The sequence below is a fragment of the Mycobacterium sp. IDUB_37 genome (assembly GCF_055419245.1).
Map to the genome: position 1 here is coordinate 745,885 of NZ_JBVAXG010000001.1, position 25,080 is coordinate 770,964.

Here is a 25,080-nt window from a genome sequence, read left to right on the forward strand (position 1 = left end):
GGACCGCCACCCGTACCACATCAGGTGATACATGTCAGGATGGGCACCGTGACACAAATGCGCGTACTGGCGGTTGCCAACCAGAAGGGCGGTGTGGCCAAGACGACGACGGTTGCCTCGCTGGGGGCAGCGATGGTGGCAAAGGGAAACCGGGTGCTGCTCGTCGACCTGGACCCGCAAGGCTGTTTGACCTTCTCGCTGGGCCAGGATCCTGACAAGCTGCCCGTCTCGGTGCACGAGGTGTTGCTCGGCGAGGTAGAACCCAGCGCCGCGCTGGTAACCACAGCTGAGGGCATGACGTTGCTGCCGGCCAACATTGATCTCGCGGGAGCCGAGGCGATGCTGTTGATGCGGGCAGGTCGCGAGTACGCGCTGAAGCGGGCACTGGCCAAACTCGCCGACGATTTCGACGTGGTGATCCTGGACTGTCCGCCGTCGCTGGGTGTGCTCACTCTCAACGGACTCACCGCCGCCGACGAAGTCATCGTGCCGCTGCAGTGCGAGACGCTCGCGCATCGGGGGGTGGGCCAATTTCTGCGCACCGTCGCCGATGTCCAGCAGATCACCAACTCGAACCTGCGGCTGTTGGGGGCGCTGCCGACGCTGTACGACTCCCGGACCACCCACACCCGCGATGTGTTGCTCGACGTCGCGGACCGCTACGACCTGCCGGTGCTGGCTCCGCCGATTCCGCGCACAGTGCGCTTCGCCGAGGCGAGCGCGTCGGGCTCATCGGTGCTCTCCGGCCGCAAGAACAAGGGTGCGTTGGCCTACCAAGAGTTGGCGCAGTCCCTGCTCAAGCACTGGAAGACGGGTAAAGCGCTGCCGACGTTCACCCTGGACGAATAGGCGCGAGGAAAATCAGCCCAGCGCCACGACGGTGTCGCCGCGCTGCTCGATCACTTCGGAACCCGTAACGGCGGGGATCACCGCGGCATTGCTCGGCTCGCGCTGCACCGGGATATAGCGGCTGGCCTCACCGCTGATCGGGTCATACACCCCGATCGCACCGGTGACCGGCACCAGCAACAGACCGGCCATCATCACCCCTGGCCCGAGCGGCGCCGCCGTCTCACCTGCGGCGATGGTGTAACGCTGGTTCAGGCTGCTCGCATCGAACACCAGCAGCGAATCGCCGGTCCACCAGGTGACCAGGTTTCCGCTCGTAGACACCACGGCCGACGCCGACGGCGGACTGGCCAGCAGCGTGCTCGACACCGTGGTGCCGGTGTCGTCGACGACGTCCAACCGGGGTTGCGGTGTCGGCAGATACACCGCGGTGCGGTTCTGCGACACCACCAGAACGCGGGCGCCGGTGCCCGGCCGCACGCCAGACTCTTGCACCACTTGCTGTTGGGGCTCGTCGTCCTCTTTGCCCGGGTGCAGCAGTACGAGCTTCATGTCGGCCTGGTTCGTGCAGGATTCGAGCACCGCGACCGACGAGGAACTGGCGGTGGCCGACTCCAGCGCGCAGCCCGAGTGCAGGCCCCGGTTCACCGGTTTCACCCGTGCGTCCATCTCGCCGTACGCCATCATCCGGACCAGGTCTGAACGCCACATCTCCAGGCGGGTGCTGCCCGCTGACAAGACGGTCGTGCCGTCGGACGACAGCCGTACCGTCGGATCGGCGTAGCTGCTGCGGGCGGGGCCGCGCCGGCCGGTTGACCCGTCGATGGCGCTGACCTGACCACATCCCCGGTCGTCCCGATAGACCGCGATGGCGTAGTGATAGACCCACGTCAGCCCGCACAGATCGGCATCGCGAGAGTAGCTCCACATGACCTGGCCCGTGCTGGGGTCGCGCCCTTGCACTTCGCGCCCGCTTGCGGTGGCCACGCTGCCCGCCACGGCCACGGGCACCCGGGTGGCAGGACTCGGCGCGGTCCAGAGCTGGCGCAGGTTGGCCGGCACCTCTCGCGCTGCTGTCGGAGTGGGCGCCGGGGCCGCCGCGGGCCGGCTGATGGTGGCCCGGGCGTCGCTGGTCCACCAGATCAGAGCCGCGGCGACAGCGACGACAACCGCGATCGTCGCGGCGGCCGCGATATCGGCCTTGGTGCGGCGCTCGGGTCGGACCATTCGGTGCGTGTGGCTGGAGTTAGTTGGCCGCCGCCGCAGCGGCGTCGGCGGGCTTGCGGCGACGCCGGCGACGCCGGGTGCTGCTGGACGGAGAACTGGGTGCCGTCGCTGCAGCGCCGGATGCAGCCGCTTCAGGAGCGGCCTCCGAACCTGCGGTCGGACCGGTGATTGGATGTCCGGCTGGCTTGCCGCCGCGGGTGCGGGTGCGCTTACGGCGGTCTTCGCGGCGGGCCGGGCGCTCGGAATCTGCACTGCTGGCCTCACGGCGCTTGGCCGGCGCCTTACGCGGCGTGCCGACGGTGCTGCCGGCCTCGGTCGGGATGCCGAGCTCGGTGTACATGTGCGGCGAGTTCGAGTACGTCTCGGACGGATCGGGTGAACCCAGACCCAGCGCCTTGTCGATCATTGCCCAGCGTTCCAGCTCGTCCCAGTCCACCAGGGTGACCGCGATGCCGGTGCGGCCGGCGCGGCCGGTCCGTCCGATGCGGTGGACGTACATCTTGTCGTCCTCGGGGCACTGGTAGTTGATGACGTGAGTGATGTCGTCGATGTCGATGCCGCGGGCGGCGACGTCGGTGGCGACCAGCACATCGATGTCTTTGCTGCGGAATGCCTTGAGTGCCTTCTCACGGGCAATTTGCCCGAGGTCACCGTGCACGGCGCCGACCGCAAAGCCACGTTCCTGCAGCTCGTCGGCCACCTTTTGGGCGGTGCGCTTGGTGCGGGTGAAGATCATCGTGGCGCCGCGGCCCTCGGCCTGCAGGATCCGGCTGACCAGTTCCACCTTGTCCAGCGCGTGGGCGCGGTAGACGAACTGCTCGGTGGTGTCGTGGACGGCCAGCGAATGCGGGGCCTCGGCCCGGATGTGGGTCGGCTGGGTCATGAAGGTGCGTGCCAGCGTGATGATGGGGTCCGGCATGGTGGCCGAGAAGAGCATCGACTGCCGGTCGGCGGGGATCTGACGCAGGATGCGCTCGATATCGGGCAGGAAGCCCAAGTCCAGCATCTCGTCGGCCTCGTCGAGCACCAGCACCGACAACCCGCCCAGCTGCAGGTGGCCCTGCTGGCAGAGGTCGAGCAACCGGCCTGGGGTGCCCACGACGACATCGGCGCCCTTCTGTAGCGCTTCGAGCTGTGGCTCATAGGCGCGGCCGCCGTAGATGGCGATCACCGACAGCGGGCGCTGGGCACCTTCGGCGTCCTCAACGTCTTTTGGAGCGGTCAGGTACTTGGCCGCGGTGGCCAGGTCGTTGGTGACCTGCAGGCACAGCTCGCGGGTGGGTACGACCACCAGCGCCCGAGGGGCGCCGGTCAGTGGGCGCTTCGCGGTTTCGGTAGTGACGCGCTGCAGCAGCGGCACGCCGAACCCGAAGGTCTTGCCCATGCCGGTGCGGGCTTGGCCGATCACGTCCTCGCCGTCGAGCGCGAGTGGCAGGGTCAGTTCCTGGATAGCAAACGGGGTTTCGATGCCCTTCTCGGCCAGAGCGCGGACTATTTCGTCGCGGACTCCGAGATTGGCAAAGGTCAGTTCAGGTGTGTTTTTGAGTGCGGTCATACGCGAAGGAGAGCCTTTCGGGGACAGTAATCGATCTGGTGTCGGTACTTCTGTGTCGCGGTTCGCGCGCACGATTTCCGACTACGATTACGTCGCCGAGGCCCAGCTACCCATCTCGTTCTGGGCGGGGAAGCCTGTTAGTGCACGCACATTTCTTGGGCGGTGGCAGCACAGATTCAGCCACTACTTATATGCATGATAGCTGGTCGGCCAGCGGGCACCCATATTCTTCTATTTCTGCCGACTACAGTGTTGCCCATGACTTCGCCCTCGTCCGGGCCCGCATCGACCGACTCGGCGGATCCGCCCAGACCTCGGCTGTCGGCGGATCATCCCGGCGTCAACGAATTCTTTGCCCTGCTTGCATATGGCGAGGTGGCAGCCTTTTACCGGTTGACCGACGAGGCCAGGATGGCTCCGGATCTGCGCGGTCGGATCTCAATGGCTGGCATCGCCGCCGCCGAGATGGGGCACTACGAGCTGCTGCGGGACGCGTTGGAGAGCCGCGGTGTCGACGTGGTGCCGGCGATGTCGAAGTATGTTTCGGCGCTGGAGAACTACCACCGGTTGACCACTCCGAGTACGTGGCTCGAAGCTTTGGTGAAGACCTACGTCGGAGACGCCCTGGCGGCCGATCTGTATCTGGAGATCGCCGGTGGGTTGCCGGACGAGGTCGCGGACGTGGTGCGGGCAGCGCTGTCAGAGACCGTGCACTCGCAGTTCGTCGTCGCCGAGGTGCGGCGGGCGGTGACTTCCAACGGCAAGCAGCGCAGTCGGCTGGCGTTGTGGTCTCGTCGGCTGCTCGGCGAGGCGATCACCCAGGCCCAGTTCCTGCTGGCTGACCACGATGAACTCGTCGACCTCGTTGTTGCCGGCACAGGTGGACTCAGTCAGCTCGGCGCGTTCTTCGACCGGCTGCAGCAGACTCACACCCAGCGGATGCAGGAACTCGGGCTGAACTGACCCGCCCTCAGCGTGGCGATCGCAAGCGCGGCGGAGCCGGGCGCAGCGGGTCGCCACCATCTGACTGAACTCAGCGGGTGCAGGTGGCGATCGACGAATTGTTCGCCGACACCTTGACCAACTGGCCCTGCGCGTTGACGATCGAGCAGTTCAGCTGGCCGTAGATGCTGGTCGCGATCACTGACTCGGTCTGGACGCCGGGGTTGAGCACCACCACTTTGGTCCACGGCAGCGCCACGTTGAACTCGGTCACCGGGAATCCGCGCGCGTCGGTGTAGGCGATGTTCACCAGGTCGAACATCTGCTTGGACCCGGACACGCTGTAGACCACGGTGCTCGGACTCAGTGCGGCGCGCGGCGGACCGGGGATGGTCGCCGTCGGCGCGGGCGCCGCGGTCGGCATTCGCGGGTCGGCGGTGCGGGGCGGGACGACCGAAGTGACCGTCTCGGGCGGTAGCGCACGCGGCGTCGTGGCGGAGGGTGCGCTCGGCGTGGCGGAGAGGCTGGGGGGAGCCGACGTGTGAGGTGTGGTGGACACCGCTGAGCGAGGCATGGGAGGCGCGACTGTTGCCTTGGTCGTTGCGCTGTCTCCGCTGTTGATGATGACCGCGGTCGCGACGGCCCCAATCGCCACTAGGGCGCCTACGAATACCGCGACCGGACGCAAGCGGCGATCCATGGGCCAAGCCCACTCGTCTTCGTCTGCGTCCCAGCTGTCGGTGTCGCCGTCGGTCTCGTCGGCGTCATCGGCGTCGTCATAGCCGTCGTCGTAGTCCCCGAAGTCTTGGTAATCGCCGTAGTCGTCTGCGTCATCGAGGTAGGCGTCATCATCCGGGTAGTCCTTGGTTCCCCGGACGGTGTCGTAGAGGGTGTTACGTATGTTGCTGATGGTGTCGATGGTATCGACGCGTACTGCCTGAACCGGGGGCTCGCCGGGTAGCTAAACCGAATCGTGATGGGTTCGTTCGCTAAACGCGAACTGCTGGCCCGTCTCGATCGCAAGCGCGGCATGGCCGCGCGCAGCGGGTCGAGACCATCGGAGCGGGGGGCAGGGGGCGATGGAGACTGAGCGCGTCCACTAGCCTTCTGCAGAGACGCCTGAGACGGAAAAGCCAACGGAAGGGGCCCGCGTGGAGGTCAAGATCGGTATCACGGACAGTCCTCGCGAGCTGGTGCTGTCCAGCACGCAGACACCCGCTGAGGTCGAGGAACTGGTTGCCGCTGCGCTGAGCGACGGCGGTCTGTTGAGCCTGAACGACGAACGCGGCCGTCGATTCCTGATCAGCTCGGCCAGGATCGCCTATGTCGAGATCGGTGTCGCCGACACGCGCCGGGTCGGTTTCGGTATCGGCGCGGAGACCGCAGCGAAGGCTGACGCGGCCAAGTCGTAAAGAGGGAGTTACTACCGCGCGAGTGGCACGTGTGACAGTCCGCCCCAGGCGAACTGCACCGTGCCGTCGACGGCGTCCGACTTCGAGATCGGACGATCTGAGTCCAGCCAGTAGCGGGCGCTGTCGACGCTTATTCCGACCAGGCCAACCGCGATCATGCGGGCGCGGTGCGGATCCAGTCCGGAGTCTTCGGCGATCAGAGCGAAAACCGCGTCGGTGCATGACTCGGTGGCTGCCCGAACCTGCGCGGCGACTTCGGGTTCGGTGACGTAGTCGTTCTCGAAGATCAGTCGGTAGCCCTGGCTGTCGTGCTCGATGAAATCGAAGAACGCTTGGACCGCTGAGTGCAGCCGCCGCCGGTTGTCGGTCGTCCGGTCAAGTGCCTGCTGCACCCCGGTCACGAGTTTGTCGACGTGCCGATTCAGAACAGCCAGGTAAAGCTCCAGCTTGCTGGAAAAGTGCTGGTAAAGCACCGGCTTGCTGACCCCTGCGCGGTCGGCGATCTCGTCCATGCCCGCAGCGTGGTAACCGCTCTCGACGAACACGTCACTGGCCACGATCAGGAGTTGCCCGCGACGTTCGTCGCGGGGCATCCGATTACCTCGGCGGTTCGACGACGGAGCGCCCTCGATCGGCCGGACACCGTCCGCCGAGCGGACGGAACGTCGCTGCACCGCCTTGGCGAGTTCGCTCATCCGTCCTCAATCTGATCGAACGTATTTGCGGCCAATTGGCATCCCCGCGGCCGCACAGTATGTCGCAACGACATTACTACCTGGGGACTGCCAAAGGCGTTTAACCGATCCGAACTGGCGTTTTCCAGCGTCGGAAGCCCCAAACGGACCGTAGTTTGCGGCGATTTTCGGGCGCGCCAGGGCAGGTGGCCCCGTGTCGCTGTGCCATCCTGGGAAAATGACGTCCCCGCGGCCTGCCCGCAGCACCGGTCGAGCGCCTGTACTGCGCGACGATTGGCGCGAGCCGCTGCGGGCCCAGCGAGACCCACTCGGCCAGGACGCGGGGCGGGTCCGTGCCGATCGAGACCGGCCGCGTCAATGGCGCAAACAAACGTGGCTTGGGCGGTTCGTGTCGACCTACGGTTGGCGGGCTTACGCGTTGCCTGTTTTGACGGTGATCACGCTGATTGTGGCCTATCAAACAGTGACCGGCGAGAGCACTCCGAAGCCCGCGGCCCACGCGGCCCACATGGACCCGCCGACCATCGGTGCGGTGGGCACGTCGATCATCGACACGCCGCCGCGCGGACTGGTCGCCTTCGATGCGAATCTGCCGTCCGGCACGCTGCCGGATGGGGGACCGTTCACTCAGGCGGGTGACAAGACGTGGCGAGTGGTCGCAGGCGGTACGCCACAGGTAGGGCAGGGTACCGGCAAGGTATTTCGATACACCGTGGAGATCGAGGACGGTCTGGATCCGGCGATGTACGGCGGTGACGATGCATTTGCCCAGATGGTCGATCTCACGCTGGACAACCCCAAGAGTTGGACGCACAACCCGCAGTTCGCGTTCATCAGGATCGACGCAACCGGAGGCAAGCCCGACTTCCGGGTGTCGCTGGTGTCGCCGTTGACGGTCCGGGTGGGCTGCGGTTACGAGTTCCCCGTCGAGACCTCTTGCTACAACCCGTCATTCGGGCCGGACCGGCAATCCCGAGTCTTCATCAACGAGGCACGTTGGATACGCGGGGCGATGCCTTTCGAAGGTGATGTCGGCTCTTACCGGCAGTACGTGGTCAATCACGAGGTCGGCCATGCCATCGGATACGTGAAACACGAACCGTGTGACCAGCAGGGTGGCCTCGCGCCGGTGATGATGCAGCAGACGTTCTCCACATCCAACAACGACGGGGCGAAGTTCGACCCGGACCAGGTCAAGGCCGACGGCAAGACGTGCCGGTTCAATCCTTGGCCCTACCCGATTCCCTAGCTGACCGCTCGGAAGCATTGCCGGGGTTGGTGGCGTTGAAGTCTGACGTCGGTCGTTGCTGTCAATAGTTGTAACTGCTGTGATGGTTATGGACGACTCAGATCAGGTTTCGAACGGAAGCTGACCCACCAGATAGTCGGGAGATGTTCGGTGTCGACGTCATCGCCGCAATTGCCACCGCTTGTTGAGCCCGCCGGCACGCTCAGCCGTGAGGAGGTGGCCCGCTACAGTCGCCACCTCATCATTCCGGAACTCGGTGTGGACGGGCAGAAACGGCTCAAAAACGCGCGGGTGCTGGTGATCGGCGCCGGCGGGCTGGGTTCGCCGACGTTGCTTTACCTGGCCGCCGCCGGCATCGGCACCATCGGCATCGTCGATTTCGACGTCGTCGACGAATCCAACCTGCAGCGCCAGGTCATTCACGGCACCAGCGACGTCGGGCGTTCCAAAGCGCAGTCGGCGCGCGACTCTATTGTCGAGATCAACCCGTTCGTCGACGTTCGACTGCACGAGTTTCGACTCGAGCCCGAAAACGCCGTCGATCTGTTCGCGCAATACGACCTGATCCTGGACGGCACCGACAACTTCGCCACCCGTTACCTGGTCAACGACGCCGCAGTGCTGGCCGGCAAGCCGTACGTGTGGGGCTCTATCTACCGGTTCGAGGGTCAGGTCTCGGTGTTCTGGGAAGACGCCCCCGACGGACTCGGCTTGAACTACCGCGACCTGTATCCGGAGCCGCCGCCACTCGGTCTTGTGCCGTCCTGCGCCGAGGGTGGCGTGCTGGGCATCATCTGCGCCTCCATCGCATCGGTGATGGGCACCGAGGCGATCAAACTGATCACCGGTGTGGGGGAGACGCTGCTGGGCCGGCTGATGATCTACGACGCGCTCGAGATGAGCTACCGGACGATCCGGATACGCAAAGACCCGGAGACGCCGAAGATCACCGAGTTGGTCGACTATGAGCAGTTCTGCGGCGTGGTCTCCGACGACGCTGCCGATGCTGCCGCCGGTTCCACGATCACCCCGCGGGAACTGCGGGAGTTGATGGACTCCGGTAAAGAGATGGCGCTCATCGACGTTCGCGAACAGGCGGAGTGGGACATCGTGCACATCGACGGGGCCCAGCTGATTCCGAAGTCGTTGATCACGTCCGGGGAGGGTCTTTCCCAGCTGCCCCAGGACCGCAAGGCGGTCTTGTACTGCAAGAGCGGTGTGCGCTCCGCTGAGGCTCTGGCCGCGGTGAAGAAGGCTGGTTTCTCTGACGCTATGCATCTGCAAGGCGGAATCATGGCCTGGGCCAAGCAGATTCAGCCCGACATGGTGATGTACTAGGCGCTGGTTAGGGCAGACCGTTTGGCCCGTCGAGACCCAGCAGCGCGCCTGCCGTTCCGCCGGTGCCGTGGTTGGCCGTCGTAGTCCCGTTGCCGCCGTTTCCACCGTTGCCGATCAGCACCGCGTTGCCGCCGTTGCCGCCCGCCAGGCCGCTACCGCCGGCACCGCCGCTGCCGAGGAGTGTGCCGGCTTTCCCGCCGCTACCGCCGGCGCCGATAGTTCCACCCACAGGTGTGTTGAGTCCGCCGGCGCCGCCAGCACCGCCGTTGCCGAGCAGGTTCGCGTCGCCGCCGTCACCGCCGGCACCGGCCTGACCGAGAGCGCCGAGTCCACCCGAGCCGCCTGCCCCGCCGTTAGAGAACAGCAGGCCGGCGTTGCCGCCGTGCCCACCGGCGGCGCCTGTCTGCAATCCGTATCCACCGGTACCGCCGACTCCGCCGCTACCGAAGAGAAGTCCCGCGCTTCCGCCGGCGCCTGCTGCGCCGCCGTTGCCGCCCGACCCGCCGGTTCCGCCCGAGCCGCCCGGGCCGCCGAACAATCCGGCATTGCCACCGATACCGCCAGCACCGGCCTGACTGGAGCTGGCCGAACCGCCGGCTCCACCGCCTCCGCCGCCCGCGCCGACAAGCCCGCTGAACAGCCCGCCCGATCCGCCGGATCCGGCTTTACCACCGGTGCCGATATTGGCGGGACCACCGCCGCCGCCGCCGCCGCCCGCGCCAAACAGGCCGCCGGGCACCGTAGCGCGTTCGGCGGCAAAGCATCCGCGTTTGCCGTTAGTCGGCTGACTGTTCATCGGGCCCTCGGTGGGCGAACCGTGCACGGTGCAATTCTTCCAATGAACTGCGGCGCGCCGGTGCCGTCTGTTCTCCTTCAAGCCCGGGCGCGAACGGCGTCAGCGGACCTAGCAATCCAATCGGAGTCTGAAAAATGTCGTTTGTGAGCGCTTTACCTGGGGTCCTAGCTGCTGCGGCGACAGATCTTTCAGGTATCAATTTGACGATTAACTCGGCAAACGCTGTAGCAACACCGGCGGTCTCCCGGCCTTTACCCAGGGCGGCGCTGGTGGCGCCGGCGGATTCGGTGGTCCCGGTGCAGCCGGCGGCACCGGGGGCGACGGAGGTAGTGCCAGTGCCAGTGCCGGTGGCCAGGCCACCGGAGGTGGCGGGGGCACCGTTGGAACTGGTGGCGCCGGCGCGCAAGGCGGTGCCGGCGGTGCTTGGGGATTTGGCACCACCTCCTCCGGTACTGCCGGGACCGTGACTATTGGTGGCAACGGTGGTGATGGCGGAACGGGCGGAATCGGCGCCGCTGGCGGTGACGGCGGAACCGGCGGCTTGGCGTTAGGCGCGGGACAAGCCATCCCCGTTGCCGGTAGCGGCGGCAACGGCGGCACCGGAGGTATCGGCGCGGCTGGTGGCACAGGCGGCGCCGGCGGGTCTGGGGGTGCCGGTGGGCACGGCGGCCTACTGATTGGCAACGGCGGTCATGGCGGCATCGGAGGTGGCGCGGGCAATGGCGGTGCTGGCGCTCTGGGTGGCACCGGCGGAAACGGTGGCACAGGCGGCGCCTCGAACGCAGCCGACGGCAACGGTGGCACCGGAGGCGACGGCGGTCGCGGCGGCGACGGAGGCGTGGGTGGCGACGGCGGCAATGGCGGTGCCGGTGGCGCGGGCGGACTGTTCGGCAGCGCGGGCGGCGCCGGCTCTGGCGGAAGTGCGGGCATCGGCGGCGCTCTAGGAAGCGGCGGCGCCGCAGGCACTGGTGGTGCAGCAGGCGGCGCCGGCGGCTTGGCCGGCACCGACGGCCAGTTGGGCGCGAACGGCACATCCGGTTCCCTGGGCAAGACCGGGCAATCCGGCTGACGGGATGTGCGGAGGCCAAACCCCGCTGGGGCAGGTCCGGCCTGATCGGCCGCGGCTAGTTGCAGCAGTTCGGATCGAGCGCGGTGCACAAAGCCTGCAACGACTCGGGTCGCACTCGGTGAAATACGTTAATCCCGCGCCGCTCCGAAACCACCAACCCCGCCTTCCGCAACTGCGTCAGGTGGTGACTTGCCGTGGACTCGCTCAGGCCGAGCGCGGCGGCCAAATCTCCAGACGACTGCTCACCGGCCGCCGAGCTGAAGAGCAACGACACGATCTTGACCCGTGCCGGGTCCGCCAGCGCCCGCAGGCGCACTGCAACTTCCAGTGCGTCGGCGTCACTCATCGGACCCGCCGCTACCGGGGCACAACAAACGGGCGCGGTGGTGTCGATCAGCGGTAACGCCTTCGGCATCCCACCATCATGCCAGTTACTTTGACATATATCAAAAAGGTAGGCATGCTGATGTCAGCACCAGTTCGATATATGTCTCACAGCTAGGGAGGCCCGGTCCATGTCCCGCGTACAACTCGCCCTCAACGTCGACGACCTCGACACGGCAATCACGTTCTACAGCAAGCTCTTTAATGCCGCACCGGCAAAGGTCAAGCCCGGATACGCGAACTTCGCGATCGCCGATCCTCCGCTCAAGCTCGTCCTGCTGGCGAACCCTGGCTCCGGCGGCAGTCTCAATCATCTTGGCGTCGAGGTGGACTCGAGCGAGACGGTGCACGCCGAGACGGCCCGCCTGGTTGAGACCGGCTTGATCACTGCCGAGGAGACCGGCACCACTTGCTGTTACGCCACTCAGGACAAGGTGTGGGCCACCGGGCCCGGCGGTGAGAAATGGGAGATCTACACCGTGCTCGCCGACGCCGAGGCCTTTGGCGCCAGCCCGGAACAAGCGGTGTGCTGCTAGCCGATGACCAGCACAGCCGAAGCTGAAAATGTCTCCCTCACAAGGCTTTCCATTCTTGATCGGCTGCTGCCGGTCTGGATAGGCCTGGCGATGGCGGCCGGTCTGCTCATGGGCCGCTGGGTCGCGGGACTCAATACCGCCTTGGAAAAAGTCCAGATCGACGGCATCTCCGTGCCGATCGCGCTGGGACTACTCATCATGATGTATCCGGTATTGGCCAAGGTCCGCTATGACCAGCTCGACACGGTCACCGACGACCGCAAACTACTCGCGTCCTCGCTGATCTTGAACTGGGTGGTCGGCCCGGCGCTGATGTTCGCCCTGGCATGGCTGCTCCTGCCTGATCTACCGGAGTACCGCACCGGACTGATCATCGTCGGGCTGGCCCGCTGCATCGCCATGGTCATCATTTGGAACGATCTGGCTTGCGGCGACCGTGAAGCCGCCGCCGTATTGGTGGCGCTCAATTCCGTCTTCCAGGTGGTGATGTTCGCCGTGCTGGGCTGGTTCTACTTGTCGGTGCTCCCTGGATGGCTCGAACTGCCGCAGGCCAGTATCTCGGTGTCGCCGTGGCAGATTGCCAAGTCCGTACTCATATTTCTGGGCGTCCCGTTGGCTGCTGGTTACCTGTCCCGCCGCTTCGGTGAACGCCTGAAAGGCAGAAGCTGGTACGAGACTCGGTACTTGCCGGCGGTCGGGCCCTGGGCGCTTTACGGTTTGTTGTTCACCATCGTGATTTTGTTTGCGCTGCAAGGGGATCAGATCCTCAACCGACCGTTGGACGTTGCCCGTATCGCGTTGCCGCTGCTGGCCTACTTCGCGATCATGTGGGGTGGCGGCTATGCGCTGGGTTACGCCTTAAGGCTGAGCTACGAACGCACGACCACGTTGGCATTTACCGCCGCCGGCAACAACTTTGAGCTCGCCATCGCGGTGGCAATCGCCACCTACGGCGCCACGTCGGGCCAAGCCCTGGCCGGAGTGGTCGGGCCGCTCATCGAAGTGCCGGTGCTTGTCGGCCTGGTCTATGTATCTCTCGCATTGCGTCGACGGCAGGATCTCTCGTGACGGAGCGCGATGTCCCCAGCGTGCTGTTCGTCTGCGTGCACAACGCGGGCCGATCTCAAATGGCGGCGGCACTTCTGACCCACCTTGCCGGCGACCGCGTCGAAGTGCTTTCGGCCGGAACCGAACCCGCTGATCAGGTCAACCCTGCGGCCGTCGCCGCACTGGCTGAACTGGGAATCAATGTGAGCGCGGCGACGCCGAAAGTTCTTACCGGCCCGGCCGTACAGGCCAGTGATGTGGTCATCACCATGGGCTGCGGCGACACGTGCCCCTACTTTCCCGGAGTGTCCTACCGCGACTGGAAACTCGACGATCCGGCCGGCCAGCCTCTCGATGTCGTACGTCGTATCCGCGACGACATCTCCGGGCGAGTCCGGGCCCTGATCGACGAACTTCTCGCTGTCGACTAGGCCGGTCCGTTGGCCCCGGGCTGGCCGAAGATCTGCCCGCCGTCGCCACCGACGCCGCCGGGTTGGCCGAGAATTCCGGCGCCGCCGTTTCCGCCATTGCCGAACAGTTGGGCGCGCCCGCCATTGCCGCCGATGCCCGTCACGGGACTGGGAGGCAGCACCGGGGCCGAACCGGCGTTGCCGCCAGCGCCGCCGTTGCCCCACAGGAATCCGCCGTCACCCCCGGGGCCGCCGTCACCGGTCTGGAATACCTTGCCGAAGGTGCCGGTGGCGCCGCCGTCACCGCCCCGGCCACCGCTACCGATGACCTGTCCGCCCTGTCCACCGGCGCCGCCCGATGCGCCCGCGCCGGCCGTCGGCACGAACGGGCCGGCATTCTCGGTTCCCGTGCCGGCGTTTCCGCCGCCGCCACCCGTCCCGCCAGCACCGCCCTGCCCGAACAGCCCGCCGCTGCCCCCCACGCCACCGAAGCCGGCGAATTGGCTGCTGCCTGCAATATGCGTGCTGAGGCCATCTTGGGAAACGTTGCCGCCGTTGCCACTGTCACCGCCTAGCCCGCCGCTGCCGCCGTTGCCGAAGAAGAATCCGCCGTTGCCGCCGCTGCCGCCGTTTGCTCCGTCACCGCCGTCGCCGCCCGTGAAGGCGAGGCTGGGGTTCGCATTGGTGTTCGCGCCGTTTCCACTGCGGCTTCCGTTGCCGCCGGCACCCCCGTTGCCGAACAGTCCGGCGTCGCCGCCGCGGCCGCCGGTGGCCGAAAAGTTGTCACCGCCGTTCATGGCTTCGCGGGCGTTGTTGAACAGGCCATCGGCGCCGGCGCCGCTGTGTCCGCCGGCTCCGCCGTTGCCGTACAGCCAACCGCTGTGGCCGCCGTTGCCGCCGCTCCCGCCGCCGCCGCTGGCTCCGGCAATCTGATTGGGAACGCTGGGAGTGGTGCCGATGCCGCCGACGCCACCGTTGCCGCCAATTCCGCCCTGACCGATCAGCAGCCCACCGGCGCCGCCGAGACCGCCATTGCCGCCGACCCCGCCGTTAAGGCCCGCGCCGGACGGCTGAACGTTGCCGGTGGCGTTGCCACCCACTCCGCCGACGCCGCCGACGCCGCCGTTGCCGTAGATCCAGCCGCCGGCACCGCCACTGCCGCCGCCTGCCCCCGCAAAGCCCGCTTGATTGGCAGCGCCGTTTGCTCCGATGCCACCAGCGCCGCCGGCGCCGCCGCTACCGAACAAGCTCGCCGATCCGCCGTTGCCGCCTGTCTGTCCCGGACCACCCGCCGCACCATTCCCGCCGTTGCCGAACAGCCATCCGCCGTTGCCGCCGGCGGCACCCGGCGACGCGCCGTTAGCGCCGTCACCGATCAACGGCCGCCTGGTCAGGGCCACGAAGGGGTCATTGATGGTCGCAGCGAGCGCCTGCATCGGCAAGGCGTTGAGAGCTTCGGCCGTTGCGTACTGGTTGGCGCCCGTGCTCATGAGCTGGACAAACTGCTGGTGAAACGACGCCGCCTGTGCGCCGATCGCTTGATAGGCCTGGGCGTGCGCGCCGAAGAGGGCCGAGATTGCCACCGACACCTCGTCTGCACCAGCGGCCAGCACTGCGCTGGTCGGAAAGGCCGCCGCCTGGTTTGCCGCGCTGATGCTGGATGCGATACCCGCCAGGTCGCCGGCCGCGGCGGTGACATACTCCGGCGCGGCAATTACCCATGACATCTCAGGACCTCCGACCCGACAACGAAAGGCCTGCAAGTCGAACGTGACCTACAACACATTTGCTACGCCGATGTTAGCCGCGCCCGGCAGCGAAGATTGTCCTTTTGAGAAACACCGCCCGTGAACGGTGGAAACGGCAACGGCCCGGGGTGCTGGAAGTGGTCGGCGCAATTGCTACCGTCGCAGCCTCAGCGGGTCGCGCCGACCCGCATCGACCTACTACTAGGCTAACCACCGTGACTGCCGAGCCGCCGCCCGAACACGTACTAGCGGCGTTCGGTTTGACCGGTCTTGAGCCGGCCCCGTTGGGTCCCAGTTGGGAAGGCGGCTGGCGATGCGGCGAGGTCGTGTTGTCAATGGTCGCTGACCATGCCCGCGCGGCCTGGTCGGCCCGGGTGCGCGAGACGTTGTTCGTCGACGGCGTGCGGCTGGCCCGGCCGGTCCGTTCGACGGACGGTCGCTACGTGGTTTCCGGCTGGCGGGCAGACACATTCGTCGCCGGCACGCCCGAGGCCCGCCACGACGAGGTCGTCTCCGCCGCAGTACGCCTGCACGAAGCCACCGGCAAGCTGGAGCGACCGCGATTCCTCACGCAGGGACCCACCGCACCGTGGGCCGACGTCGACGTTTTCATCGCCGCCGACCGTGCCGCGTGGGAGGAACGACCGCTGCAGTCGGTTCCACCGGGCGCCCGGACCGCGCCGCCGTCCGCCGACGCCGACCGTTCCGTGGAATTGATCGATCAACTTGCGGCGCTGCGTAAGCCGACGCGCAGCCCTAACCAACTAGTGCACGGAGACCTCTACGGCACCGTGCTTTTCGCGGGCACCGCGCCCCCCGGCATCACCGACATCACGCCCTACTGGCGCCCCGCATCCTGGGCGGCCGGAGTGGTCGTCGTAGATGCGCTTTCCTGGGGTGAGGCCGACGACGGCCTAATCGAGCGGTGGAACGCGCTGCCTGAATGGTCCCAGATGTTATTGCGCGCGTTGATGTTCCGCCTCGCGGTGCATGCGCTGCATCCACGATCCACCGCTGAGGCTTTCCCGGGCCTGGCTCGCACCGCAGCACTCGTTCGGCTGATTCTCTAATCCTGGGAACCGAATTCGTGGCGGACTTCGCTGAGCGCGATCCGCCCGTCGACGGACAACACCCCCTCGGCGCGCAACAGCTCCAACTGTCGGCTGGTCAGATGTTGGGCCGGCCGTCCGGAAGCGGTGATCACTCGATGCCAGGGTAGGTCGGCTGAGTCGGTGCGCATGATCCAGCCGACGATGCGTGGGCTGGAAAGCTTTGCGACAGAGGCGATATCGCCGTACGTCGACACCTTTCCCGGTGGGATGGTCGCGACCAGCGAGCGCACCCGCTCGATCTGCTCGTCGGTCACCCGGGCCACTGCTACTGCGTCCCCAACCGCTTGCGCACCAGCGCCGCGACATCATCAGGCTTGGCGTGCGGCACCATGTGATCGCAGTCGTAGTCCAGCAGTTCGAAATCGGCTCCCAATCGGTCCCGCAGGCCGGCGATGAGTTTGTCGCCGACATAGGGCGGCGACGTTCTGCTGGCCCGGACCACGGTCGTCGGCACCCCGTCGGGCAGCACGATGTCGCGCGCGAGTTCACTCCAATACGACATGATCGCAGGCAAACTCATCCGCCAGCAGAACCTGCCGTTCGGTAGCTGGATCAGGTGTTCGTCCATGTCGGCTGCCAGCACCGCCGGGTCGACGTCCGCCCACGAACCGCCCGCCTTTTCCTGCCAGGCCTGCTCGCGATCCGGATAGTCGGGATTGCCGAACATCGCCTCGGCGATCTGGGCCATCCATGTCCCGGGCAGCCCGATAGCGGGGTCGAGTAGTAGCAACGCCGCTACCAAGTCGGGGCGGGTGGCAGCCAGATGCAGCCCGATCGCACCGCCGAAGGAATGTCCGACGACGAGCACCGGTCCGTCCGCCTCGGCGTCCAGCAGTTCGGCCAATGCCGCGACGTTGGCCTCGATGGTCCACGGGGCCGCCCAGGACGATCTGCCGTGCCCGAGCAGATCGGGCGCCGCGACGGCCACTTCGGGCACAAAGTCCACAAAATGCTGCCAGCGCTGCCCGTGGCCGGTCAGTCCGTGCAGTGCCAGCATCTGAATTGGGCCGGGCGGACCGAAGCGATGCACGTGCAAGGAGGCGCTCACGCGTCGATGATGCCATTCCAGTGCAATGCCGGATGACCGCGCGGGTGTCGCGCTGCGGCAACTTGTCAGACGTTGATGGTTGCATGCCTGCTATGTCATACAGCTGGGATGCCGAGGCGAGTGCGGTTCTTCAGCCTGGCCTGCGCGGACCGGTCCGAGTGCTGGGTGGGCCCGGGACGGGTAAGAGCAGCCTGCTCGTCGACGCCGCGATCGCTCACATCGCTGCGGGCGTAGATCCGGAATCGGTTCTGCTGCTGACTGGTTCGGGGCAACTCGGAATGCGGGAGCGCGCTGCGTTGACCACAGCGCTACTGCGCTCGAGTCCCAGCGGTGCGGGACGGTCCGCGGTACGTCAGCCGTTGGTGCGCACCGTGCACAGCTACGCCTATGCGGTATTGCGACAGGCCGCCGAACGTGCGGGCGGTCCACCGCCCCGATTGCTCACCAGCGCCGAACAGGACGCCATCATCCGGGAACTGCTGGCCGGCGACCTCGAGGACGGCCTGGCGGCAGGGTCCTGGTGGCCCGACCATCTATTGCCTGCGCTGAGCACCGCGGGATTCGCGGACGAGCTGCGAAATCTGTTGGCGCGCTGTGCCGAACGCGGTGTTGATCCGCAGGAGCTGGAGCGGTTGGGGCGTCGGTGCGGGCGCCAGGAGTGGGCTGCGGCCGGACGGTTCGCCCTCCAATATGAGCAGGTGATGCTGTTGCGCGCGGCGGTCGGCACTGCGGCCCCGCAAGCGACCGCGCCGGCACTTGCGGCAGCCGAGTTGGTCGGCGCGTCGCTGGAGGCCTTTGCGATCGACCCGGACCTCCTGGCCGCTGAGCGTGCCCGCGTCCGAGTGCTGCTCGTCGACGACGCGCAGCAACTCGATCCGCAAGCGGCCCATCTGGTCGAGGTGTTGGCGGCCGGTGCCGAGCTTGCCTTGATCGCCGGCGACCCGAACCAGGCGGTATTCGGTTTCCGCGGCGGCGAGTCGGCTGGACTGCTCGGCAAGGACGGTCCGGCGGTGACACTGAGCGTGTCGCATCGCTGCGCACCTGCCGTGGCACGTGCTGTCAGCGGTGTCGCGAGCAGGTTGCCCGGTGCCCGGGTCGGCCGGCGGATCGAGGGCACCGGCCGTGACGACGGAGCGGTGGCGGTGCGACTGGCCGCCTCGGCGCACGCGGAGGCGGCGTTGATCGCCGACACGCTGCGACGCGCGCACCTCGTCGACGGGGTCCCCTGGTCGCAGATGGCGGTGATCGTCAGGTCGGTCCCGCGGGCCGGAGCCCGGTTGCCGCGGGCATTGGCCGCCGCCGGGGTTCCCGTGGCGACACCGGTGCTGGGCGGGTCACTGTTCGACGAGCCCGCGGCGCGTGCCCTGCTCACCGTGTTGGCCGCGACGGCTGACGGACTCGACGGAGACCATGCGTTGGCCCTGTTGTCCGGCCCGATAGGTCGGGTTGACCCGGTCTCGCTTCGACAGCTGCGCAGGTCACTACAGCGAACCCGCGGCGACCGTCCGTCCGTTCCATTCGGTGACGTACTGGTGGAGGCGCTCAGCAACGACCAACCCGTATCGGGGCCGCAGTCCGGTGCGCTTCGACGCGTGCGCGCGGTACTTTCGGCGGCGGCACGGTGTCACCGCGACGGTCAAGACCCGCGTTACACGCTGTGGGCTGCGTGGCACCGGTCGGGATTGCAGCGACGTTGGCTGTCAGCCACCGAGCGCGGCGGCACCGGCGGTGCCCAGGCCACCCGGGATCTCGAAGTCGTGACGGCGTTGTTCGACATCACCGACGCCTATGTGTCGCGCACGTCCGGCGCCTCGCTGCGAGGACTCATCGAGCACGTCGCGGCCTTGCAGCTGCCGCGTGCCAACAGAGCGGCGGCAGCCGAGACCGACCAGGTCAAGGTGCTCAGCGCACATGCCGCACTCGGCCATGAATGGGACCTGGTCGTCATCGCTGGATTGCAGGAGGGCTTGTGGCCCAACACTATTCCGCGCGGTGGCGTCCTGGCCACCCAGCGACTGCTCGACGAACTCGACGGTGTCACCGAAGCCGCGTCCGCGCGGGCTCCGCTCCTTGCCGAGGAGCGCCGACTGCTGGTCGCGGCGATGGGCCGAGCGCGCCGTCGATTGTTGGTGACGGCGATAGACAGCGAGACCGGCAGCAACGGGGAAACGGCACTGCCGTCGCCGTTCTTCTTCGAGATTGCTCAGTACGGTGACGCAGAAGCTGATGCGGTGCAAACGGTTTCAGCGCCGCGCGTGTTGTCGACCGCGGCGGTGGTAGGCCGATTACGCGCGGTCGTCTGCGCGCCTGCCGGTGCCGTGGACAGCTCCGCCCGAGCCTGCGCGGCAACACAATTGGCGCGGCTGGCCAAAGGTGGTGTGCCGGGAGCTGATCCGGCAGGTTGGCACGCCCTGGTCCCGGTCAGCACGGAGGTTCCGTTGCGTGGCGCCGACGATGTGGTCACCCTGACGCCGTCCACCCTGCAGACCCTCAATGACTGCCCGCTGCGTTGGCTTGCCGAGCGGCATGGTGGAACCAACCCACGTGAGCTTCGCTCTACGGTCGGCTCAGTGCTGCACGCCTTATTCGCCGAACCTGGCAAGACCGAATCGCAACTGTTGGCCGACCTGGAGCGGGTATGGCAGCACCTGCCCTTCGACGCCGACTGGCATTCGGCCAACGAGTTGACCCGCCACCGCGCCATGATCGAGGCCTTCGTGGAATGGCGCGCGCAGACGCGGGGCGAGCTGACAGAGGTCGGTGTCGAGGTTGCAGTTGACGGGGTACTCGACACCCCGCGCAATGGCGGGGGAGAGGTCAGGCTGCGCGGACGGGTGGACCGGTTGGAGCGCGATGGCGCCGGACGTCTGGTGGTAGTCGACGTCAAGACCGGCAAGACACCGGTCAGCAAGGACGACGCCCAACAGCACGCGCAGTTGGCGCTGTACCAACTGGCGGTGGCCGAAGGCATGGTGCCCGCCGGTGACGAACCCGGCGGCGCTCGTCTGGTCTATCCCGGCAAGACGGGCGCGGCCGGCGCCACGCAGCGTGAACAGGACCCGTTGACGCCGGAGGCCCGTGACCACTGGCGCGACGTGGTCCGACAGGCCGCCGAGGCGACCGCCGGCCCACAGTTCATCGCCCGGCGCAACGACGGCTGCTCCCACTGCCCGATGCGCCCGTCATGCCCCGCCCACGTCGACGGGTCGGCACCGTGAACCCGCGCTACACCCCATACGAATTAGCAAGTGCCCTGGGCATTTTCCCGCCGACCGACGAGCAGGCCGCGGTTATTGCCGCACCGCCGGGCCCGCTGGTGGTAATCGCCGGAGCGGGCGCGGGCAAGACCGAGACGATGGCCGCACGGGTGGTATGGCTGGTGGCCAACGGCTACGCCGAACCTGGCCAAGTGCTCGGATTGACCTTCACGCGGAAGGCCGCGGGCCAGCTCCTGCGTCGCGTCCGGTCCCGGTTGGCCCGGTTGGCCGGCGTTGGTGTGGGATCCGGCGCGCCAGCGGCCGCCGAACCCGCCGGCGCGCCGACCGTCAGCACGTACCACGCGTTCGCCGGCTCGCTGCTGCGTGATTACGGCCTGCTGCTGCCCGTCGAGCCGGACACCAGATTGCTCACCGAGACAGAGCTTTGGCAGTTGGCATTCGACGTCGTCAACGGCTACCACGGGTCGCTGGACACCGAAAAAACCCCGGCGGCTGTCACCTCGCTGGTGTTGCGACTGTCGGGGCAGCTCGCCGAACACCTCGTGGACACCGACCAGCTCCGCGATACCCACCTCGAGTTGGAAAGGCTGGTCCACACCCTGCCGGCGGGCCCGTCCCAGCGCGAGCGCGGCCCCAACCAATGGTTGCTGCGCATGCTGGCCACCCAGAATGCGCGAGCCGAGTTGGTGCCGCTGCTCGACGCCTTGCACGGACGCATGCGTGCCGAGAAGGTCATGGACTTCGGGATGCAGATGGGCTCCGCCGCGCGGTTGGCTGCGACGTTCCCGCAGGTGGGTCGGGATCTGCGGAGCCGGTACCGGGTGGTGCTGCTCGACGAATACCAGGACACCGGCCATTCGCAGCGGGTTGCGTTGTCGTCGTTGTTCGGCGGCGGCGCGGACGACGGGCTGGCTTTGACGGCGGTCGGCGACCCGATCCAGTCCATTTACGGCTGGCGCGGTGCCTCGGCCACCAACCTGCCGCGATTCACCACCGACTTCTCGCTTTCTGACGGCTCCCCGGCGCCGACCCTGGAATTGCGGACCAGCTGGCGCAATCCGCCCCGAACGCTGCACGTGGCCAACGCGATATCGGCCGAGGCCCGGCGGCGGTCGGTTGCGGTGCGCCCGCTGCGCTCGCGCCCGGACGCCCCACCGGGCACGGTTCGTTGTGCGTTGCTTCCCGATGTGCAGGCCGAACGCGACTGGATCGCCGACCATCTGCAGCAGCAGTACCAGGACGCCCGCGACCGCGACGCCGACCCGCCCACCGCAGCAGTGCTGGTGCGCCGCAACTCCGACTCCGCTCCCATCGCAGATGCGCTGCGCGCCCGTGGAATCCCGGTGGAAGTCGTCGGCCTGGCTGGCCTGTTGTCCGTCCCGGAGGTCGCTGATCTGGTGGCCATGTTGCGGTTGGTTGCCGACCCGGTGGCCGGCGCCGCCGCGATGCGGGTACTGAGCGGTCCCCGCTGGCGCCTGGGTGGTCGGGATATCGCCGCACTGTGGCGACGCGCGCAGGAGTTGGGTGCAGCGCCCACCCGCTCGGCGAGTCCGATCGAATCGGCTTCAGCCGAGACGATAGCGATGGCCTCCGGTCCCGACGCCGACGCGGCCTGCCTCGCCGACGCCATCTCCGACCCCGGCCCGGCCGCCAACTATTCGGCGGCCGGGTACCGGCGCATCGAAGTTCTTGCCGGTGAACTGATTTCGCTGCGCGGCCACCTCGGTTATGCACTGCCGGACCTGGTCGCCGAGACGCGACGGGTACTGGGAATCGATTGCGAAGTCCGTGCCACCGCTGCCGGGGAGTGGTCTGGGGCCGAACATCTGGACGCCTTCGCTGACGAGGTCGCCGGTTACGCCGAGCGGGTAAGCGGCTCCCACTCCGCTGATGTCGCCACAAAGGCTTCGGTGGCCGGCCTGTTGGCGTATCTGGACGTGGCAGCGCAGGTGGAGAACGGGTTGGCGCCCGCCCAGCCGGTCGTGGCTCGCGACCGAGTCCAAATTCTCACCGTGCACTCGGCCAAGGGATTGGAATGGCAGGTGGTGGCGGTCGCACACCTGTCCGGTGGGGTATTCCCGTCGACGGCGTCGCGGAGCAGCTGGCTCACTGACCCGGGCGAGCTGCCGCCACTGCTCCGCGGAGATCGCGCCGGAGCGGGTGCGCTGGGCATTCCGGTGCTTGATACATCAGCCGTCAGCAATCGAAAGCAGTTGTCGGACAAGATCTCTGACCATCGTGGTGAGCTGGATCAGCGTCGAGTGGACGAGGAACGGCGGCTGCTTTACGTAGCCGTCACCCGGGCCGAGGACACCCTGCTGGTGTCCGGCCATCACTGGGGATCCAGCGGCATCAAGCCACGTGGGCCGTCGGAATTCCTGATCGAACTGAAGGACATCATCGACCGGTCCGCCGAAGCCTGCGATCCTTGCGGTGTGGTGGATCATTGGGCCCCGGCGCCGGCTGACGGTGAACGAAACCCACTACGGGACAAAGTTATCGAGGCGGTGTGGCCTGCCGACCCGTTCGCGAATCGCCGCGGCGACGTCGAACGCGGTGCCCTGCTGGTGACGGAAGCGATTGCGGCGGCGCCGCCGCAGACCGACGACGCCGCCGCTGACATCGAAGGCTGGATCGCCGACGTCGACGCGCTCCTGGCCGAGCGTGCGCGTGCCGCACAACCGCCTGATCGGACGCTGCCCGGCCAGGTTTCGGTCAGTGGCCTGGTTGAGCTCGCGCGCGACCCGAAGGCCGCAACGCAGCGGCTGATCCATCGCCTGCCGACCCGTCCGGACCCACATGCTCTGTTGGGCAACGCCTTTCACACCTGGGTCCAGAAGTTCTACGGTGCTGAGTTGCTATTCGAGCTCAGTGATCTGCCGGGTGCTGCGGACTCCGACTCCGACGTGGGCGACCCCGAAGAGCTGGCCGCGTTGCAGGAATTGTTCGCCGCATCTCCGTGGGCGGCGCGCACGCCGCTCGCCGTCGAGGTGCCATTCGAAATGCCGGTCGGCGACATCGTGGTGCGTGGTCGGATCGACGCGATCTTCGCCGACGCCGACGGGGGTACCACCGTTGTCGACTGGAAGACCGGTGAGCCGCCGCGCGGAGCTGAAGCAAGGCGCCAGGCCGCCATCCAACTCGCCGTGTACCGGTTGGCCTGGGCCGCACTGCATGGCTGCCCTGAATCATCGGTGCGGACGGCCTTTTACTACGTGCGCAGCGGAACCACCGTCGTCCCCGATGAACTGCTTGATGTCGACGAGCTGGCCTTGCTGCTGTCACACTCCGGTCGCCCCTCACCAGCCTGATCGTGGTTACATGTTTCTCGTGCATGAGTCACGCGCTGGGGCCGAGCCGATGACGGGTCTCCGTGGCGAAAGGTAGCTGGCGGCGGAGGCGTCTCGACGAAAAGCTGACCGACCAGCCCAGTTACGCGCTGGTCGGCGTGCTGCGGATACCACAGGGCCAGGCCAGTCCCGCGCGGATCATTTCTCGTCGCGTAGCGATCGCCGTCGCTGCCTTACTGCTCGCCGCCGTCACGGTCTACCTCGATCGCGATGGGTATCGCGACGCGCAGGGCGATCGGCTGTCCTTCCTGGATTGCCTCTACTACTCGGCGGTCACGCTGTCGACAACCGGCTACGGCGACATCACACCCATTTCGGAGTTCGCGCGTGCGGCGAACATCTTCATCATCACCCCGCTGCGCATCGCATTCCTGATCTTGTTGGTCGGGACGACCCTCGAGGTCGTCACCGAAACGTCCCGGCAGGCATTCAAGATCCAGCGTTGGAGGAATAGGGTGCGCAACCACACGGTCGTCATCGGCTACGGGACGAAAGGCAAAACCGCGATCGGCGCGATGCTCGGCGACGAAGTGGCCCCGGGAGATATCGTCGTCGTCGATATGGACCGGCCCGCGTTGGATCGGGCCGCGTCCGCGGGCCTGGTCACGGTGCATGGTGACGCGACGAAATCAGACGTCCTGCGGCTGGCCGGTGCTCAGCACGCGGCCTCGATCATCGTGGCCACCAGCCGTGACGACACGGCCGTCCTGGTCACGTTGACCGCGCGAGAGCTGTCACCGAAGGCGAAGATCGTCGCGTCGATCCGCGAGGCGGAGAACCAGCATTTGCTGCAGCAATCCGGCGCCGACTCGGTGGTGGTCTCATCGGAGACCGCGGGCCGGCTGCTCGGTCTGGCGACCACCACCCCCAGCGTCGTGCAGGTAATCGAGGACCTGCTGACTCCCGATGAGGGGTTCGCCATTGCCGAACGCGAAGTCGAGCAATCCGAGGTCGGTGGATCGCCTCGGCATTTGCGTGACATCGTGCTCGGGGTGGTCCGCAACGGCAAGCTGCTGCGCGTCGATGCACCCGAAGTGGACGCCATCGAGGCCAGTGATCGGCTGCTGTACGTCCGCAGCACGGGACACTGACGCG

Annotated in this window: 20 protein-coding genes and 2 pseudogenes; 13 read left to right on the forward strand and 9 right to left on the reverse strand. The window is 67.1% G+C overall.

The genetic code is table 11. The annotated features are described in order from the left end of the window. Positions 1-48 precede the first annotated feature (48 nt). Entirely contained in the window at positions 49-849 is an 801-nt protein-coding gene (locus ACZY1I_RS03520; protein WP_463752865.1) for a ParA family protein, read from the forward strand. Positions 850-861: 12 nt separating this feature from the next. Here ACZY1I_RS03520 and ACZY1I_RS03525 read toward each other — a convergent pair whose 3' ends face one another. Then, positions 862-2,076 carry an Rv3212 family protein gene (locus ACZY1I_RS03525; protein WP_463752866.1) on the reverse strand — a complete coding sequence of 405 codons (1,215 nt, stop codon included), beginning with the start codon at positions 2,074-2,076 and terminating at the stop codon, positions 862-864. A gap of 19 nt (positions 2,077-2,095) precedes the next feature. Beyond that, positions 2,096-3,631 (reverse strand): DEAD/DEAH box helicase, encoded by a 1,536-nt coding sequence (locus ACZY1I_RS03530; protein WP_463752867.1) that lies wholly within the window; start codon positions 3,629-3,631, stop codon positions 2,096-2,098. A gap of 258 nt (positions 3,632-3,889) precedes the next feature. Here ACZY1I_RS03530 and ACZY1I_RS03535 point away from each other — a divergent pair, with 258 nt between their 5' ends. Continuing rightward, entirely contained in the window at positions 3,890-4,594 is a 705-nt protein-coding gene (locus ACZY1I_RS03535; protein WP_463752868.1) for a ferritin-like fold-containing protein, read from the forward strand. Positions 4,595-4,664: 70 nt separating this feature from the next. Here ACZY1I_RS03535 and ACZY1I_RS03540 read toward each other — a convergent pair whose 3' ends face one another. Continuing rightward, the gene (locus tag ACZY1I_RS03540; protein WP_463753493.1) at positions 4,665-5,474 is read right to left on the reverse strand and encodes an MmpS family transport accessory protein; all 810 of its coding nucleotides are present in this window, start codon (positions 5,472-5,474) and stop codon (positions 4,665-4,667) included. A gap of 250 nt (positions 5,475-5,724) precedes the next feature. Here ACZY1I_RS03540 and ACZY1I_RS03545 point away from each other — a divergent pair, with 250 nt between their 5' ends. Next, complete coding sequence (locus ACZY1I_RS03545; RefSeq protein ID WP_463752869.1) at positions 5,725-5,985, forward strand: DUF3107 domain-containing protein; 261 nt, start codon at positions 5,725-5,727, stop codon at positions 5,983-5,985. Between the two features lie 11 nt (positions 5,986-5,996). Here the strand turns inward: ACZY1I_RS03545 and ACZY1I_RS03550 are convergent, their stop codons facing one another. Next, positions 5,997-6,680: a TetR/AcrR family transcriptional regulator gene (locus ACZY1I_RS03550; protein WP_463752870.1), complete on the reverse strand. Its 684-nt coding sequence runs from the start codon at positions 6,678-6,680 to the stop codon at positions 5,997-5,999. Positions 6,681-6,897: 217 nt separating this feature from the next. Between ACZY1I_RS03550 and ACZY1I_RS03555 the strand changes: the two genes are divergently transcribed. Then, the gene (locus ACZY1I_RS03555; RefSeq protein ID WP_463752871.1) at positions 6,898-7,929 is read left to right on the forward strand and encodes a DUF3152 domain-containing protein; all 1,032 of its coding nucleotides are present in this window, start codon (positions 6,898-6,900) and stop codon (positions 7,927-7,929) included. A gap of 150 nt (positions 7,930-8,079) precedes the next feature. Continuing rightward, positions 8,080-9,267 (forward strand): adenylyltransferase/sulfurtransferase MoeZ, encoded by a 1,188-nt coding sequence (gene moeZ / locus ACZY1I_RS03560; protein ID WP_463752872.1) that lies wholly within the window; start codon positions 8,080-8,082, stop codon positions 9,265-9,267. A gap of 7 nt (positions 9,268-9,274) precedes the next feature. Here moeZ and ACZY1I_RS03565 read toward each other — a convergent pair. Continuing rightward, positions 9,275-10,000: pseudogene (locus tag ACZY1I_RS03565) on the reverse strand (PE family protein); the annotation flags it as partial. Positions 10,001-10,332: 332 nt separating this feature from the next. Between ACZY1I_RS03565 and ACZY1I_RS03570 the strand changes: the two are divergent. Both ACZY1I_RS03570 and ACZY1I_RS03575 read left to right on the forward strand, forming a co-directional pair. Next, the gene (locus tag ACZY1I_RS03570) at positions 10,333-10,530 is read left to right on the forward strand and encodes a hypothetical protein (protein WP_463752873.1); all 198 of its coding nucleotides are present in this window, start codon (positions 10,333-10,335) and stop codon (positions 10,528-10,530) included. Further along, complete coding sequence (locus ACZY1I_RS03575; protein WP_463752874.1) at positions 10,527-11,132, forward strand: hypothetical protein; 606 nt, start codon at positions 10,527-10,529, stop codon at positions 11,130-11,132. Before ACZY1I_RS03570 ends, ACZY1I_RS03575 begins: the two co-directional genes overlap by 4 nt. A gap of 55 nt (positions 11,133-11,187) precedes the next feature. Here the strand turns inward: ACZY1I_RS03575 and ACZY1I_RS03580 are convergent, their stop codons facing one another. Beyond that, positions 11,188-11,547 carry an Rv2640c family ArsR-like transcriptional regulator gene (locus ACZY1I_RS03580; RefSeq protein ID WP_463752875.1) on the reverse strand — a complete coding sequence of 120 codons (360 nt, stop codon included), beginning with the start codon at positions 11,545-11,547 and terminating at the stop codon, positions 11,188-11,190. Between the two features lie 100 nt (positions 11,548-11,647). Here ACZY1I_RS03580 and ACZY1I_RS03585 point away from each other — a divergent pair, with 100 nt between their 5' ends. Continuing rightward, positions 11,648-12,052, forward strand: coding sequence for an ArsI/CadI family heavy metal resistance metalloenzyme (locus ACZY1I_RS03585; RefSeq protein ID WP_463752876.1), 405 nt, complete (start codon positions 11,648-11,650; stop codon positions 12,050-12,052). Positions 12,053-12,055: 3 nt separating this feature from the next. Continuing rightward, positions 12,056-13,530, forward strand: a pseudogene (gene arsB / locus ACZY1I_RS03590) (ACR3 family arsenite efflux transporter). Here the strand turns inward: arsB and ACZY1I_RS03595 are convergent. Next, positions 13,527-15,236, reverse strand: coding sequence for a PE family protein (locus ACZY1I_RS03595; RefSeq protein ID WP_463752877.1), 1,710 nt, complete (start codon positions 15,234-15,236; stop codon positions 13,527-13,529). The pseudogene arsB and the gene ACZY1I_RS03595 sit on opposite strands and share 4 nt — an antisense overlap. Before the next feature lie 236 nt (positions 15,237-15,472). Between ACZY1I_RS03595 and ACZY1I_RS03600 the strand changes: the two genes are divergently transcribed. Beyond that, positions 15,473-16,327, forward strand: a complete 855-nt coding sequence (locus tag ACZY1I_RS03600; RefSeq protein ID WP_463752878.1) for a TIGR02569 family protein — start codon at positions 15,473-15,475, stop codon at positions 16,325-16,327. Here ACZY1I_RS03600 and ACZY1I_RS03605 read toward each other — a convergent pair. Both ACZY1I_RS03605 and ACZY1I_RS03610 read right to left on the reverse strand, forming a co-directional pair. Then, positions 16,324-16,632 carry an MGMT family protein gene (locus tag ACZY1I_RS03605; protein ID WP_463752879.1) on the reverse strand — a complete coding sequence of 103 codons (309 nt, stop codon included), beginning with the start codon at positions 16,630-16,632 and terminating at the stop codon, positions 16,324-16,326. The two genes, ACZY1I_RS03600 and ACZY1I_RS03605, sit on opposite strands and share 4 nt — an antisense overlap. Before the next feature lie 2 nt (positions 16,633-16,634). Further along, positions 16,635-17,417 carry an alpha/beta fold hydrolase gene (locus tag ACZY1I_RS03610; protein ID WP_463752880.1) on the reverse strand — a complete coding sequence of 261 codons (783 nt, stop codon included), beginning with the start codon at positions 17,415-17,417 and terminating at the stop codon, positions 16,635-16,637. A 92-nt stretch (positions 17,418-17,509) separates the two neighbouring features. Here ACZY1I_RS03610 and ACZY1I_RS03615 point away from each other — a divergent pair, with 92 nt between their 5' ends. From ACZY1I_RS03615 to ACZY1I_RS03625, 3 genes are all read left to right on the forward strand, one after another. Further along, positions 17,510-20,635 carry an ATP-dependent helicase gene (locus ACZY1I_RS03615; protein WP_463752881.1) on the forward strand — a complete coding sequence of 1,042 codons (3,126 nt, stop codon included), beginning with the start codon at positions 17,510-17,512 and terminating at the stop codon, positions 20,633-20,635. Further along, the gene (locus ACZY1I_RS03620) at positions 20,602-23,946 is read left to right on the forward strand and encodes an ATP-dependent helicase (protein ID WP_463752882.1); all 3,345 of its coding nucleotides are present in this window, start codon (positions 20,602-20,604) and stop codon (positions 23,944-23,946) included. The genes ACZY1I_RS03615 and ACZY1I_RS03620 overlap by 34 nt, the downstream gene beginning before the upstream one ends. 62 nt (positions 23,947-24,008) lie before the next feature. Continuing rightward, positions 24,009-25,076 carry a potassium channel family protein gene (locus tag ACZY1I_RS03625; RefSeq protein ID WP_463752883.1) on the forward strand — a complete coding sequence of 356 codons (1,068 nt, stop codon included), beginning with the start codon at positions 24,009-24,011 and terminating at the stop codon, positions 25,074-25,076. The last annotated feature ends 4 nt before the right edge of the window (positions 25,077-25,080 follow it).

Excerpts from the sequence above, each read along its gene's own strand:
- ACZY1I_RS03525 (WP_463752866.1), bottom strand. The coding sequence starts at position 2,076 with ATGGTCCGACCCGAGCGCCGCACCAAGGCCGATATCGCGGCCGCCGCG.
- ACZY1I_RS03530 (WP_463752867.1), bottom strand. The coding sequence starts at position 3,631 with ATGACCGCACTCAAAAACACACCTGAACTGACCTTTGCCAATCTCGGA.
- ACZY1I_RS03535 (WP_463752868.1), top strand. The coding sequence starts at position 3,890 with ATGACTTCGCCCTCGTCCGGGCCCGCATCGACCGACTCGGCGGATCCG.
- ACZY1I_RS03550 (WP_463752870.1), bottom strand. The coding sequence starts at position 6,680 with ATGAGCGAACTCGCCAAGGCGGTGCAGCGACGTTCCGTCCGCTCGGCG.
- ACZY1I_RS03555 (WP_463752871.1), top strand. The coding sequence starts at position 6,898 with ATGACGTCCCCGCGGCCTGCCCGCAGCACCGGTCGAGCGCCTGTACTG.
- ACZY1I_RS03580 (WP_463752875.1), bottom strand. The coding sequence starts at position 11,547 with ATGCCGAAGGCGTTACCGCTGATCGACACCACCGCGCCCGTTTGTTGT.
- ACZY1I_RS03585 (WP_463752876.1), top strand. The coding sequence starts at position 11,648 with ATGTCCCGCGTACAACTCGCCCTCAACGTCGACGACCTCGACACGGCA.
- ACZY1I_RS03595 (WP_463752877.1), bottom strand. The coding sequence starts at position 15,236 with ATGTCATGGGTAATTGCCGCGCCGGAGTATGTCACCGCCGCGGCCGGC.
- ACZY1I_RS03615 (WP_463752881.1), top strand. The coding sequence starts at position 17,510 with ATGTCATACAGCTGGGATGCCGAGGCGAGTGCGGTTCTTCAGCCTGGC.
- ACZY1I_RS03620 (WP_463752882.1), top strand. The coding sequence starts at position 20,602 with ATGCCCCGCCCACGTCGACGGGTCGGCACCGTGAACCCGCGCTACACC.